General features: G+C 63.7%; 14 protein-coding genes. 9 read left to right on the top strand and 5 right to left on the bottom strand.

Going from position 1 to position 12,847, the window contains the following annotated elements:
- The first annotated feature begins 60 nt into the window (after positions 1–60).
- From ACQZ5H_RS14855 to ACQZ5H_RS14845, 3 genes are all read left to right on the top strand, one after another.
- On the top strand, positions 61–615 hold the full coding sequence (locus ACQZ5H_RS14855; protein ID WP_199628176.1) for a PadR family transcriptional regulator: 555 nt from the start codon (positions 61–63) through the stop codon (positions 613–615).
- 153 nt (positions 616–768) lie between these two features.
- Complete coding sequence (locus ACQZ5H_RS14850) at positions 769–2,004, top strand: efflux RND transporter periplasmic adaptor subunit (RefSeq protein WP_203430756.1); 1,236 nt, start codon at positions 769–771, stop codon at positions 2,002–2,004.
- 9 nt (positions 2,005–2,013) lie between these two features.
- Positions 2,014–5,151, top strand: a complete 3,138-nt coding sequence (locus tag ACQZ5H_RS14845; protein WP_449098162.1) for an efflux RND transporter permease subunit — start codon at positions 2,014–2,016, stop codon at positions 5,149–5,151.
- 44 nt (positions 5,152–5,195) lie between these two features.
- On the opposite strand, the gene ACQZ5H_RS14840 is transcribed toward ACQZ5H_RS14845, so the two are convergent.
- Positions 5,196–5,531 (bottom strand): hypothetical protein, encoded by a 336-nt coding sequence (locus ACQZ5H_RS14840; RefSeq protein ID WP_449098161.1) that lies wholly within the window; start codon positions 5,529–5,531, stop codon positions 5,196–5,198.
- 139 nt (positions 5,532–5,670) lie between these two features.
- On the opposite strand from ACQZ5H_RS14840, the gene ACQZ5H_RS14835 reads away from it, so the two are divergent.
- Positions 5,671–6,594: an MYG1 family protein gene (locus tag ACQZ5H_RS14835; RefSeq protein ID WP_449098160.1), complete on the top strand. Its 924-nt coding sequence runs from the start codon at positions 5,671–5,673 to the stop codon at positions 6,592–6,594.
- A 41-nt stretch (positions 6,595–6,635) separates the two neighbouring features.
- On the opposite strand, the gene ACQZ5H_RS14830 is transcribed toward ACQZ5H_RS14835, so the two are convergent.
- Both ACQZ5H_RS14830 and ACQZ5H_RS14825 read right to left on the bottom strand, forming a co-directional pair.
- Positions 6,636–6,989, bottom strand: a complete 354-nt coding sequence (locus ACQZ5H_RS14830; protein WP_449098159.1) for a hypothetical protein — start codon at positions 6,987–6,989, stop codon at positions 6,636–6,638.
- 107 nt (positions 6,990–7,096) lie between these two features.
- Positions 7,097–7,297, bottom strand: a complete 201-nt coding sequence (locus tag ACQZ5H_RS14825) for a response regulator transcription factor (RefSeq protein WP_112711071.1) — start codon at positions 7,295–7,297, stop codon at positions 7,097–7,099.
- A 147-nt stretch (positions 7,298–7,444) separates the two neighbouring features.
- Here ACQZ5H_RS14825 and ACQZ5H_RS14820 point away from each other — a divergent pair, with 147 nt between their 5' ends.
- Positions 7,445–7,822 (top strand): response regulator, encoded by a 378-nt coding sequence (locus ACQZ5H_RS14820; RefSeq protein ID WP_112711070.1) that lies wholly within the window; start codon positions 7,445–7,447, stop codon positions 7,820–7,822.
- Between the two features lie 81 nt (positions 7,823–7,903).
- Positions 7,904–8,026: a hypothetical protein gene (locus ACQZ5H_RS14815; protein ID WP_449098158.1), complete on the top strand. Its 123-nt coding sequence runs from the start codon at positions 7,904–7,906 to the stop codon at positions 8,024–8,026.
- Positions 8,027–8,065: 39 nt separating this feature from the next.
- Here the strand turns inward: ACQZ5H_RS14815 and ACQZ5H_RS14810 are convergent, their stop codons facing one another.
- Positions 8,066–8,953 carry an SDR family oxidoreductase gene (locus ACQZ5H_RS14810; protein WP_449098157.1) on the bottom strand — a complete coding sequence of 296 codons (888 nt, stop codon included), beginning with the start codon at positions 8,951–8,953 and terminating at the stop codon, positions 8,066–8,068.
- 98 nt (positions 8,954–9,051) lie between these two features.
- Between ACQZ5H_RS14810 and ACQZ5H_RS14805 the strand changes: the two genes are divergently transcribed.
- The 3 genes from ACQZ5H_RS14805 (at position 9,052) to ACQZ5H_RS14795 (ending at position 11,225) form a co-directional block, all read left to right on the top strand.
- Positions 9,052–9,876 carry a helix-turn-helix transcriptional regulator gene (locus ACQZ5H_RS14805; RefSeq protein WP_449098156.1) on the top strand — a complete coding sequence of 275 codons (825 nt, stop codon included), beginning with the start codon at positions 9,052–9,054 and terminating at the stop codon, positions 9,874–9,876.
- Positions 9,877–9,952: 76 nt separating this feature from the next.
- A complete protein-coding gene (locus ACQZ5H_RS14800; RefSeq protein ID WP_449098155.1) occupies positions 9,953–10,447 on the top strand; it encodes a GyrI-like domain-containing protein in 495 nt (164 codons plus the stop codon).
- A gap of 82 nt (positions 10,448–10,529) precedes the next feature.
- Positions 10,530–11,225, top strand: a complete 696-nt coding sequence (locus ACQZ5H_RS14795; RefSeq protein ID WP_449098154.1) for a RibD family protein — start codon at positions 10,530–10,532, stop codon at positions 11,223–11,225.
- A 3-nt stretch (positions 11,226–11,228) separates the two neighbouring features.
- On the opposite strand, the gene ACQZ5H_RS14790 is transcribed toward ACQZ5H_RS14795, so the two are convergent.
- Entirely contained in the window at positions 11,229–12,770 is a 1,542-nt protein-coding gene (locus tag ACQZ5H_RS14790) for a cation:proton antiporter (protein ID WP_449098153.1), read from the bottom strand.
- Between the last annotated feature and the right edge of the window lie 77 nt (positions 12,771–12,847).

Genomic DNA, 12,847 nt, shown 5'->3' with positions numbered 1-12,847 from the left:
TTCGTCATATATCGCGATATATCTTGATTGCCGATATATCGGGACGATAGGTTCCGCCGCATGACCGGCCGAGACCTGCATTTCTCCGATGATGCCCGCCCTGAAGACGAGCGGGAGGATCACCCCGGGCGCCATCCGCGTGGCGGGCGCGGGCGGCGGCTGTTCGATTATGGGGATCTGCGTCTTCTCATCCTGGCGATGATCGTCGAGCGTCCGGCGCACGGCTATGAACTGATCAAGGCGATCGAGGAGCGCCTCGGCGGCAGCTATTCGCCAAGCCCCGGCGTCATCTATCCGACGCTCTCCTGGCTCGACGATATGGGCTACGCCTCGATCACGCTCGAAGACGGTGGCCGCAAGCTCTACCGGCCGACGGCGGAGGGGCGGCTCTTCGTCGATGCCAACAGGAAGCAGATCGACGATATCCTGGCGCGCGCCGTCATCGCCGGTGAGCGCGGTCCGCCGCGCGATGCGCCCGATGAAGTGGTGCGCGGCATGCAGAACATCAAAATGGCCCTGCGGATGAAATTGCGGCAAGGCGCCGTCACCAAGGAGACGATCAGCGCTGTCGCCGAGGCTCTCGATGAGGCAGCCCGCAAGATCGAGCAGAGCTGAGAGCTTGCCATGCCGCCTGCGCTTTCACGAGCTGCGGCGGGGTGCGGACGAAACCGATTTCGCGGTCCGCCGTTATAGCGGCGGCCGTCATTACAAATCACGAACTGCCTGCATTGCCTCCCAAGCGATCGTCAGGCGACACAGGAGCCTTGAATGCCTATCGCCAAGACCAGATGGCTTGCGAACCTTGGTTATGCCACCGCGCTCACGCTTGCGCTCGCATCCTGCAACGAGCAGGCGCCGCAGCAGCAGAAGGCCGCCGCCGATGCCAAGCCGCAGGTCAGCGCCGTGACGCTGCGTCCGCAATCGGTGACGATCACCGCCGAAGTGCCGGGCCGCACCGCCGCATCGCTGATCGCCGAGGTCCGCCCCCAGGTCGGCGGCATCATCCGCGCCCGTAATTTCAAGGAGGGCAGCGAGGTCAATGCCGGCGACGTTCTCTACGAAATCGAGCCGAGCCCCTACCAGGCAGCCTTTGACAGCTCCGTCGCCACGCTTCAGAAGGCCGAAGGTGCGGTTCCGAGCGCTCAGGCGAAGGTCGATCGCTATCAGGGCCTGACATCGCAGGCCGCGGTCAGCAAGCAGGATCTCGACGACGCCCGCTCGACGCTGGCGCAGGCTCTCGCCGATGTCGCCTCGGCGCGCGCTGCCCTCGAGACCGCGCGCATCAATCTTGGCTATACGAAGATCCGTGCGCCGATCGGTGGCCGCATCGACGCATCGGCTGTCACGGTCGGTGCACTCGTCACCGCCGAGCAGACGACGGCGCTCGCGACCATCAACCAGCTCGACCCGATCAATGTCGACGTCACGCAATCGAGCACCAATCTTCTCGCCCTGCGCAAGTCGATCGCGGATGGGCGGATCAAGACGACGGGCGACAATGTCTCTGTCAACGTCAAGCTCGAGGACGGCTCGAAATACGACAAGCCCGGCAAGTTCGAATTCCTCGAATCCTCCGTCTCGCAGACGCTGGGAACCGTGACGGCGCGCGCGACCTTCCCCAATCCCGACCGGCTGCTGCTGCCCGGCATGTATGTGCGCGCAACGATCGAAGAGGGCGTGGCGCCCAACAGCTTCCTCGTGCCGCAGCGTGCGGTCACCCGCGACACCAAGGGCGATCCGACGGCAATGTTCGTTTCCACGGACGGCAAGGTGCAGCGGCGGACGCTCAGCGTTCAGCGCAGCATCGGCAATAGCTGGCTGGTGGCCGGCGGCATCAATGATGGCGACCGCGTCATCGTCGAGGGCATCCAGCGCGTCAGGGACGGCCAGGACGTCAAGGTCGACGACGTGACGCTCGACGACGCGACCGGCGAGATCAAGCAGGCCGATGCGGCCGAGGCTGCCCCGGTCAAGGAAGCGGCGAACACGCCCGTAACGAAGTGAGGTAAGCCCGTGTCCCGGTTCTTTATTGCCAGGCCGGTCTTTGCCTGGGTCATCGCCATCGTCATCATGCTTGCCGGCATCCTGTCGATCACGACACTGTCGATCTCGCAATATCCGCAGATCGCCCCGACCACCGTGCGCATCTCCGGCACCTATCCGGGCGCCGACGCCGAAACGGTCGAAAACTCCGTCACCAAGGTCATCGAACAGGGCATGACCGGGATCGACAATCTCGACTACATGACCTCGACCTCGCAATCGACCGGTCAGGCGTCGATCTCGCTGACCTTCACCAGCGCCGCCAACCCCGACGTTGCGCAGATGCAGGTGCAGAACAAGCTGCAGCTCGTCGAGGCGCAGCTGCCGCAGAGCGTTCAGAACACCGGCCTGACGGTAACGAAGTCGACCTCGAACTTCCTGATGGTCATCGGCTTCGTCTCGATGGACGGCAAGCTGACATCGACCGACCTGGCCGACTACGTCAACAGCTCGCTGAACGACACGCTGAAGCGCGTTCCCGGCGTCGGCGACACGCAGCTCTTCGGCTCCGGTTACGCGATGCGCATCTGGGTCGATCCGGACAAGCTCGCGAAATACTCGCTGATGGTCAGCGATGTGACGAACGCGATCGAGGCGCAGAATACCCAGGTCGCCGCCGGCCAGCTCGGTGCGCTGCCGCAGCGCAAGGGCCAGCAGCTCAATGCGACGGTGACGGCAAAGAGCCGCTTGCAGACGCCCGAGCAGTTTCAGAACATCATCCTGAAGAGCGCCAGCAGCGGTTCGCTGGTGCGGCTGAACGACGTCGCGACCGTCGAGCTCGGCGCCGAGAGCTACTCGAGCTTTTCGACCTATAACGGCAATCCGGCCGCCGGCCTGGCGATCAACCTCGCCTCCGGCGCCAACGCCATCGATACGGCTGAGGCGGTTCAGTCGACGGTCGAGACGCTGCGCGGCACGCTGCCGCCGAATGTCGAGGTCGTTTATCCCTATGACACGACGCCCTTCGTCAAGCTGTCGATCGAAGACGTGGTGAAGACGCTGGTTGAAGCGATCGTTCTCGTCTTCATCGTCATGTTCGTCTTCCTGCAGAGTTTCCGCGCGACGCTCATTCCGACGCTTGCCGTTCCGGTCGTCCTGCTCGGCACCTTCGGCGTGCTCGCCTTCTTCGGCTACTCGATCAATACGCTGACGATGTTCGGCATGGTGCTGGCAATCGGTCTTCTGGTCGATGACGCGATCGTCGTCGTCGAGAATGTCGAGCGCGTGATGGAGGAAGAGGGACTTTCGCCGCGCGAGGCGACCATCAAGTCGATGGAGGAAATCACCGGTGCGCTGATCGGCATCGCCACCGTGCTTTCGGCGGTGTTCATCCCGATGGCCTTCTTCTCGGGCTCGGTCGGCGTCATCTACCGGCAGTTCTCGGTGACGATCGTGTCGGCCATGCTGCTGTCGGTCGTCGTCGCCCTGATCCTGACGCCGGCGCTTTGCGCAACGATCCTCAAGAAGCCGAAGCACGGCGCCAAGAGCCGCGGCGTCTTCGGCTTCTTCAACCGCAATTTTGACCGCGGCACCCGCGGCTACCAGCGGAGCGTCAGTGGCATCATCCGCCGGTCCGGCATCTTCATCGGCATGTTCCTGCTGATTGCTGTCGCAACCGGCTATCTCTTCACCCGACTGCCGAGCTCGTTCCTGCCGGATGAAGACCAGGGCATCCTGATCACCAGCGTCCAGCTGCCTGTCGGCGCCACGGCCGACCGCACACAGAAGGTGCTAAAGCAGGTGACGGACCACTATCTCAACGATGAGAAGGATTACGTCACCGGCGTCATGGCCGTCGTCGGCTTCGGCTTCGGCGGGCAGGGGCAGAATGTCGGCCTCGCCTTCGTCAAGCTCAAGGATTTCGACCAGCGAACGACGCCGCAGGCGAAGGCTCAGGCCATTGCGCAGCGAGCGATGGGAGCATTCTCCAAGATCAAGGACGCCAATGTCTTCGCCCTGTCGCCGCCGGCCATCCCTGGCTTCGGCAACAATGCCGGCTTCGATTTCTATCTGAAGGACATGAACGGCGCCGGCCACCAGCAGCTCATCCAGGTGCGCAACCAGCTTCTCGCTGCTGCGGGCAAGAGCAACAAGCTTGTCGGCACGCGCCCGAACGGCCAGGAGGATTCGCCGCAATATTCCGTCGATATCGACCAGGAAAAGGCGAGTGCGCTCAACCTCAACCTCTCGGATATCGACACGACGCTGTCGACCGCCTGGGGCGGCAATTACGTCAACGACTTCATCGACCGCGGCCGCGTCAAGAAGGTCTATGTCCAGGCCGACAAGGCGTTCCGCATGCAGCCGGAGGATTTCGACCGCTGGTATGTGAAGAATTCCGATGGCGAGATGGTGCCGTTCTCGGCCTTCGCCGACGGCCACTGGAAGTTCGGCTCGCCACGCCTGGAGCGCTATAACGGCTCGTCCGCCGTCGAAATCCAGGGGGCTGCGGCACCGGGCGTATCATCAGGTGACGCGATGAACGAGATCGACGCGATCGTCGGCCAGCTGCCGGGTGGCTTCACCCATGAGTGGACCGGCCTTTCGGCGCAGGAACGTCTCTCCGGCAACCAGGCAGCACAGCTCTACGCGATCTCGATCCTCGTGGTCTTCCTAGCGCTCGCCGCACTCTATGAAAGCTGGGCGATCCCGTTTGCGGTCATGCTCTCCGTTCCGATCGGCGTCTTCGGCGCTCTCGCCGCGGCGCTGCTCTTCGGGCAGAACAACGACGTTTACTTCAAGGTGGGCCTGCTGACGACGATCGGCCTTGCGGCGAAGAATGCGATCCTGATCGTCGAATTCGCGATCGATCAGCAGAAGTCCGGCAAGGATCTGGTTACCGCCACGGTCGAGGCGGCGCGCCAGCGCCTGCGGCCGATCCTGATGACCTCGCTCGCCTTCATCCTCGGCGTCTTGCCGCTGGCGGTGGCAAGCGGTGCGGGCTCGGGCAGCCAGAACTCGATCGGTATCGGCGTCATGGGCGGCATGATTTCGGCCACCGTCATCGGCGTCTTCTTCATCCCGCTGCTCTTCGTCACCGTCCGTCGCGTGTTCAAGGCGCGGCCGGTGGAAGAGGAGCCCGGCGAGGCCGTCGCCGAGGCGAAGTGATATCAGGGCCTGAGGCGCGCATCGCTGCGACTCAGGCCAGTCTTTCAGATGTAGCCGGAATGCTCGCCGAATGGCACGTCTTCTTCATCAAGATTGCCGGTGCCGATGCGCTCGCTCTCGCCCGACAGCTTCTCGGCGTCGTTGGTCTGCTCAGCGCTTTCGGAGTGATGCAGATCGAGATGGCGGCTGCCGGCGTCTTCGGCATTACTTTCCGGATGCGGGTGCTCGCCTGACTTCCTGCGGTCCTCAAGTCCCTCATCGATTTCCGCCTGACGGCGCGCTGCCCATGCGATTTCGGGTTCTGCCACCGAAATGCTGTGTTCGATGCGCGTTGCGATCGGCGCCGCGGATGCGGAAATCTTCGATATTTTCTCGACCAAACGCGCCTCCGGCGACTGCTGATATCAGGACTATGCCGGAATCGGTACCGATCCGCCAGAGAGTGGGCGGATAGCGATTGAGCTTCAGGCGCTCTGCGGCTATTGGCTCAGGCAACATCTCCCTGTCGAAGGTCTTCACGTGAACATTGAATTTCTGGTCACCCATTCCGGCGGCTTCCATGCCGACGAGCTGATGTCGAGCGTCGTGCTGACGAAGCTGTTTCCTGCAGCAAAGATCGTGCGGTCGCGCAGCCCGGAATGGATTGCACCGGCAGCCGATCGCATCGTCTATGACGTCGGCGGCGCCTTCGATCCCGAGCTTCGCATCTTCGACCATCATCAGCGCGGCGCGCCGGTGCGCGAAGATGGCCGGCCGTTCAGCTCGTTCGGCCTGATCTGGCGGCAGTACGGCATGGATTATCTTGCAGCACTGGGCGTTCCCGCCGAACGGGCGGCTGCGGTTCATGCGGCCTTCGACCGGAAATTCGTGCTGCCTATCGATCTCGTCGATAACGGCGCCATCGACCCGTCGATCGCCGGCGAACTCGCCGGTTTGACGCTACCTGCGCTTTTCGACACGCTGAAGCCGTCTTTCGATGCGCGAGGCGAGGATGCCGACGAGCGGGCGTTCCATGCGGCGCTCGCCGTTGCTGCGATCTTCGTTGAAGGCGGCATCCGCGTTCAGGATGCCAAGCTTCGCGCCGAGGCGCTGGTGCTGGAAGCGATCAAGACGACGGGCGACAACCGCGTTCTGGAACTGCCGATGGGCATGCCCTTCCGTCCGGCGATCATCAAGGCGGGCGCGGAGCATCTGCTCTTCGTCGTCCATCCCCGCGAAAACGACTGGTGCGTTACCGGGATCCGCCGTGCCGACGAGGGTTTCGAGCTGCGCGCCGATCTGCCGGCTGCATGGGCGGGACTTTCGAATGCGGAGCTGGAAAAGGCGTCCGGCGTTGTCGGCGCTACCTTCTGCCACAAGGGCCGGTTCATCGCCGCGGCGAAGACCCGTGAGGCGGCTCTGGAACTGGCACGTCTTGCCGTCGAAGACGTCACCTCGGCCTGAAGAGAGGCTGACGTCCCGGTGGGACGTCAGCGATTTCAGAATTAACGGCCGATAACCGGGCAGCCGCGCACATTGGCGAAGCTGATTTCATCCTGCCCGCGGCGCGTCCAGCCCTGGACGATGACGCGGCGCGGCGTGATGTCGACGACGCGTGCACGGCGGAAGCCGAAATCACGGGCCTTGTCTTCAGCCCAGCGCGGATCGCAGCCGCGCGGCGGACGGCCGTAACCCGGCGGGGGCGGCGGCGGGCGGCGCCAATCCGGCTGCGGCGCAAAACGCGGCGGCGGCGGGCGGTCATAGGGATCGTAATACTGCGCGGAAGCGATGCTCGACGTCGAGACGACGCCAGCCACTGCCAGAAGCAGGCCGAGGCCGATTTTCGTAAGATTTTTCATTCAATGATTCTCGTTTTGGGGCAGACAGGCGAAGCTAAAGTAGCGCATCGTGGCGAACTGATGGCCACGCACGAAGCCGCATGCTTTTCAGTGCGGCAGCCTGAAAGTCAATCGATGACGCCCTTGCGCAGGGCGGCCGCAACGAGCGCGGTGTCCTTGTAAACAGCAAAAATGTCCTTCAGCGCGTCGATATGGGTGCGCACCGTGTGCACGGAGCAGCCGAGAATCATGGCGATCTCCTGCGCGGTCTTGCCGGCGCTCATCAGCTCGAGGATTTCCTTCTCGCGTTTTGTGACCTGGATCGACATACCCTTTAATATGGTACGCCAGCGGCCGGATTGCACGGCCTGATCGCGCAAATGCGATCAGATTTCATGTTGCGCGAAAATCCCGATCGCCTCGCTTGAAAATCGGACGGCGCGGGCAATCTCCTCCTGACGCGAGGAGATAGGAACATGAACGTTTTGATTGTCGAAGACGAGGGCTTCATCGCCCTCGAATTGGAACGAATAACCACGGAAAGCGGCCACCGCGCCCTTGGTCCGGCGGCGACCATCGAACAGGCGCTGGCCTTTGCGCCGCGAGCGGATGTGGCGCTTGTGGATGTGGGCTTGTCCGATGGAACGAGCGGAACGCAACTGGCGCGCCGTCTGATCGACCGTTTCGGCATCAGCGTCATCTTCGTGACGGGCGCGCCGCAGGCTGTATCGCAAGGTTTTGATGGCGCCTTCGCCGTTGTCGGCAAACCGTTCAGCGACGAGCGGATCGCAACCGCGCTGCAGGCGGCAGAAGACTGGCGGCGCGGGCATCCGGCCCGGGCGTCTGCGCTCTAGTCTCAATCGCGTGAACGCCTGAACAAATTGAATTGCGTAAGGTTTGATCCGGGCGGGCAGGGCCCCGCTCGGGCGAGGACCATGACATATTCAACTTCAGGCATCCCAATTCAGCGTTACAAGGCGTCGCTGCGCGCCATTCGCCGGGCGCTGCTGGTTGCCAGTGATTTCGGCAACACCGTCTGGCGCGTTCCCGCGCAATAGCAGTCTGCAGCCGGGCTTTGACGCCCGGCTGCATCAGCTTCAATTGTAGTTCATGGCATCGAGATCGGCGATCAGGCCGGGGCCGGATGGGTGCCAGTCAAGCTTTTCCCGTGTCCTGGCGCTCGAGGCCGGGAAGTCCATGCCGGCGAACATCGCCATCCATCCGAAATAGCCGGATGCCTCCTCTGCGGTGAGCGATTTGACCGGGATGCCGAGACCGCGGCCGAGCGCTTCGGCGATGGTGCGGGCATCGATGCCTTCCTCTGCGACTGCATTATAGCGTGCGCCGCGCTCGCCCCGTTCTGCGGCGAGGCGATAGAGGCGCGCGACATCCGAGACATGGCCGGCCGGCCAGCGGTTGCGGCCTTCGCCGAGATAGGCGGCAAAGCCTTTGTCGCGGGCGATCTCGATCAGTGGCGTGATCAGGCCCTGCTTTCGCGTATCATGCACCTGCGGCAGCCGGACCACCGAGACGTTGACGCCCTTTTCGAGCAGCTTTTGACCGGCAAGCTCGGAGGTAATGCGCGGGTTGGGATGGCTGGTGTTGAAGACGTCTTCGCTCGCCAGTTCGCCGAATTCGGCATTGCCCATGCCGGTCCCTGATGTGATCAGCAACGGGCGGTCGGAGCCTTCGAGGGCATCGCCGAGCGCCGCGATCACACGACCGTCCTTCTCGCAATTTGCGACGAAGCGCGAGAAGTCGTGGTCGAAGGCCGTATGGATGACGCCGTCGGCTTCGAGCGCGCCGCGGCGCAGGCTGTCGGGTTCTTCCAGCGTGCCGAAATAGGCGGTTGCCCCCGCGGCTTCGAGCGCCCGCGCCCCGTCATCGGAGCGCGTCAGGCCGACGACCTCGTGGCCGGCACTGATGAGTTCCGGCACGATGGCCGAGCCGATGAAGCCGGTTGCTCCTGTCAAGAAAATGCGCACAGCATGTCTCCTCATGTTTGATCTGCGCTCATTATCGGCTACTATCCATCCTGTTAAAGTAGTGACGTTATCCTAGTATAATCGCTAACAGGATCGCCATGCCGATCAACAATGCAGGCTCGCTTGCGGCCTTTCTGAAGGATCGCCGCACCCGGCTCGACCCGGCCTCGTTCGGCTTTTCCGGCCGCCGGCGCACACCGGGATTGCGCCGCGAGGAGGTGGCGCAGCGCGCCAATATCAGCCCCACATGGTACACTTGGCTGGAGCAGGGGCGCGGCGGCGCGCCGTCTGCCGACGTGCTGAACCGGATTGCGGCCGGGCTGATGCTGACCGAGCCGGAGCGCGAGCATCTCTTCATGCTAGGCCTCGGCCGCCCGCCGGAGGTGCGCTACACGCCCGTCGAAGGTGTGACGCCGCGGTTGCAGCGGCTGCTGGACTCGCTCGATTCCAGCCCCGCCTTCATCAAGACGGCGATGTGGGATGTGGTCGCCTGGAACCGGGCTGCCGCCGTGGTCCTGACCGATTACAGCACAATCCCGCCGGATCAACGCAATATCCTCCGGCTGATCTTCTCCAATCCGGCGATCCGCGCCAAGCAGCACGATTGGCAGACGCTCGCCGGCTTCGTCGTCGCGGCATTTCGCGCCGATGTGGCGCGCGCCGGGGCGGGCTCGGAAGTCAGCCGTCTCGTGGAAGAGCTTTCGGCCTCCAGCCCCGATTTCGCCCATCACTGGAAGGAGAACGACGTCCGCATCCATGGCGACGGGGTCAAGCGGCTGCAGCATCCGAAGCTCGGCCCGATCGAGCTCGAATATTCGGCCTTTTCCGTCGATGGCCGGCCGGATCTCGGGCTGGTGATCTATCATCCCGTCGATCCCGCCACCGCGGATCGGATCCGCAAGCTCGCAAACGGGCAGGAGTGAGCGGCGCAGAAAATCTGGCACCCGTGTCGGATGGCGCCAGCACCAGTCGTCCTTGTCTGGAATAGAGGAGGACGTCATGCTCACACTGCCACGCCAGACTGAACGCGACCCGCAGCGCTATGTCGCGGTGCGCCGCAAGGTTACGATGCCTTTCGGAGACGCCGTCGGCCCCGCCTTCGGGGAATTGTTCGCCGCATTCGCGAATGCCGGCGTCGCCACCGATGGAATGGAGTTCATCAAATATGACCTGATCGACATGCCTGACCTGGAGATCGAGATAGGAATGACGACGGATGCGGCCATCCCGCTGTCCGGCGCGTTGATGGAAGGCGAGTTGCCGGGTGGGCGCTATATCGAGACGACCTATACCGGCCCCTATGACGATCTCTATGAGGTCACGGCGATGCTGATCGGTTGGGCAAAAGAGCGCGGCATTGCCTGGGACATGGAGGAAACGTCGGAGGGAGATCGCTTCGCAGCCCGGCTGGAACACTATCACAACAACCCCGTCGATGAGCCCGATCCGGCGAAGCTGCGCACCACCTTGATGTTCAAGCTCGCCAGCGGCTAGGATCATATCCGGGATCGCCAAGGCTCTGAACTTTCGCCGTTATCGGGCGTTTCCCGAACGCTTTTCGAATCGAGGAAACCTGATGAAGCCGCATGTGACCTGCCTGATGATGTCTTCCATAGACGGTGGCCTGCACCCGAGCACCTGGACCGACAATCCCGATGCCGGGCGCAAGGAGTGGTCGTCGATCTATGAGGAGACGCATGAGGCGCTGCGGGGCGATGCCTGGCTCGTCGGTCGCGTCACGATGGCGGAGATGGCGAAGGGCACGCCTCATCCGCCGGCTGTTGCCGGCGACGTCAAGCGTCCGTTCCATTTCGCCCGGAAGGATGCGCCGGTCTATGCGATCGGTGTCGATCCCGGCGCGAAGCTGCATTTCAAGGCGCCTGACATCGGCGGCGACCATGTCGTCGTGCTGCTCGGCAATGGCGTCAGCGACAGCCATCTGGCCGAACTGGCGGGCGACGGCATCTCCTACATCGTCTCCGATAGTCCGGCGATCGATCTCAAGGCGGCGCTTCAGACGCTGAATAGCGAGCTCGGCATCGAGCGCCTGCTGCTCGAGGGAGGGGCCGGCATCAATGGCAGCTTCCTTGCCGAAGGTCTGGTCGACGAGATCTATCTGCTGGTGGCGCCTGCTATCGACGCCACCGGCGGACAGGCGATCATCGCCTTTGAAGGCGGGCTGAAAGGGAAGGCGCAGCTGTCGCTGCAATCGGCCGAAGCGCGCGAGCACGGTGTCGTGGCATTGCGCTACAAGGTGCAGTCACCCGGCTGAGCGTCAGCTCTCTGTGATCCGCCGCTCTTCGTCGGTGCCGACGGAGAGCTGCTTCCAGTCGAGGTCTTCCTGCAGCTCGAGATATTGCGTCGGGCCGATCTGGTCGGCATCGCGCAATTCTTCGAGACGTTGGCGCTGGGCGATGACGACCGCCATCGCCAGGTTTCGGCGCCGGTCGGAGGGCGGGCGGTCAGGCATTCTGGATGCTCGGGCGTGATGATCCTCGTATACGATGCGCAGGGCGTCGGCCTCGGCGCCGGTTTCCGGTTCCAGCCGGGAAAGTGCTGCCTCGGCCAGCGATTTGCGGGCGGCCTCCAGCTCTTCCTGCACCTCGCCCTGACGGCCGAGCTTCAGGAAGTGGATCATTGGCGCCAGCGTTGCACCTTGGATGACGAGCGTCGCCAGCACTACCGAGAATGCGGTGAGGACGACGAGATCGCGATCCGGAAAATCGGCGGGCAGGGCAAAGGCGGTCGCGAGCGTGACCAGACCGCGCATGCCGGCCCAGCCGACCAGCAGCGTCTCGCCGCGATTGAAGGGCGCCAGCACATGGCCGCGCCGGTGGCGGTGGACGACGAGCGCATGGAACAGGAAGGCCATCGCCAGCCGTGTCGCGATAATCGCGACGACGACGATCGCGGCGAAGCTGACCGCACGCTCCAGATCCGCCGCCGACATCGCCGCAACGATGCGCCGCGCCTGCAGGCCCATCAGCAGGAAGGCGACAACGTTGAGCAGAAAGACGACCGTCGTCCAGACGGCGAAGGAATGGACGCGCATCCGCGGCGAATCCTCGACCGTCGCCAGCGTCGCGATCGTCATGGCGCTGGCGACTGTGGCGAGCACGGCGGAGAGATGCAGGTGCTCGGCAATCAGCCATGTCGCGAAGGCATAGACGAATTGCAAAAGCGTGCCGCCGACGGTGTTTTCGGTGACCGGCCTGAGGCGCGAGACGAGAAAGCCGAAGGCAATGCCGAAGAGGATGCCGCCCGGTGCCGCAAAGCCGATCCGCAAGGCAGTTTCCGTATCGAGCCCGCCGCGCGCCTGAACCGTCAGCGCCGCGCCGAACAGCAAGAGCGCCGTCGCATCGTTGAACAGGCTCTCGCCCTTGAGCAGCGCATCGACGCGCCGCGCCACCGGCAGGTTGGAGAGCACGGCGGTCGCGGCAGCCGCATCCGGCGGTGCCACGATCGCCCCGAGCGTCACGGCGACTGCAAGCGGCAGGCCGATCGTGAAGGCATTGATGGTGACGACGACGCCTGTCGTGACCAAGATCGCGACGACGGCATAGAGAAACAGCGGCAGCAGCATGCGCCTGGCCGCGCCGAGCGGGAAATCATAGGCGGAATCGATCAGCACGGGGGCGATGAACAATGCCAGCGCCGTCGGCGGATCGATCGGGATCGTCGGGGCGCCCGGCAGCATCGCGACGCCGACGCCGGCAGCGGCCAGGATGCCCGGATAGGGCAGGCGCATGCGCCGCGTGACCTGCAAGAGCAGGATGGCAACCGCAAGCAGGGCGACGAGCGTTTCGAAGAAGGTCATGGCGCATAGTAGCAGCGTTTTGGCTGCGTTGAAGCCGGTCGCCTTCCTATGTAAAGTTTGCACCATATCAAGGCGAT

It is taken from the genome of Rhizobium sp. 21-4511-3d, assembly GCF_053522545.1.
Note: the sequence above shows the minus strand (reverse complement) of the source record. Positions and strands in the feature narration are given on the sequence as shown.

Bases quoted from the DNA above. Each gene is read 5' to 3' on its own strand.
- ACQZ5H_RS14855 (WP_199628176.1), top strand. From the start codon at position 61: ATGACCGGCCGAGACCTGCATTTCTCCGATGATGCCCGCCCTGAAGAC.
- ACQZ5H_RS14850 (WP_203430756.1), top strand. From the start codon at position 769: ATGCCTATCGCCAAGACCAGATGGCTTGCGAACCTTGGTTATGCCACC.
- ACQZ5H_RS14830 (WP_449098159.1), bottom strand. From the start codon at position 6,989: ATGAAAAATCTTACGAAAATCGGCCTCGGCCTGCTTCTGGCAGTGGCT.
- ACQZ5H_RS14825 (WP_112711071.1), bottom strand. From the start codon at position 7,297: ATGTCGATCCAGGTCACAAAACGCGAGAAGGAAATCCTCGAGCTGATG.
- ACQZ5H_RS14820 (WP_112711070.1), top strand. From the start codon at position 7,445: ATGAACGTTTTGATTGTCGAAGACGAGGGCTTCATCGCCCTCGAATTG.
- ACQZ5H_RS14815 (WP_449098158.1), top strand. From the start codon at position 7,904: ATGACATATTCAACTTCAGGCATCCCAATTCAGCGTTACAAGGCGTCG.
- ACQZ5H_RS14805 (WP_449098156.1), top strand. From the start codon at position 9,052: ATGCCGATCAACAATGCAGGCTCGCTTGCGGCCTTTCTGAAGGATCGC.
- ACQZ5H_RS14800 (WP_449098155.1), top strand. From the start codon at position 9,953: ATGCTCACACTGCCACGCCAGACTGAACGCGACCCGCAGCGCTATGTC.
- ACQZ5H_RS14795 (WP_449098154.1), top strand. From the start codon at position 10,530: ATGAAGCCGCATGTGACCTGCCTGATGATGTCTTCCATAGACGGTGGC.
- ACQZ5H_RS14790 (WP_449098153.1), bottom strand. From the start codon at position 12,770: ATGACCTTCTTCGAAACGCTCGTCGCCCTGCTTGCGGTTGCCATCCTG.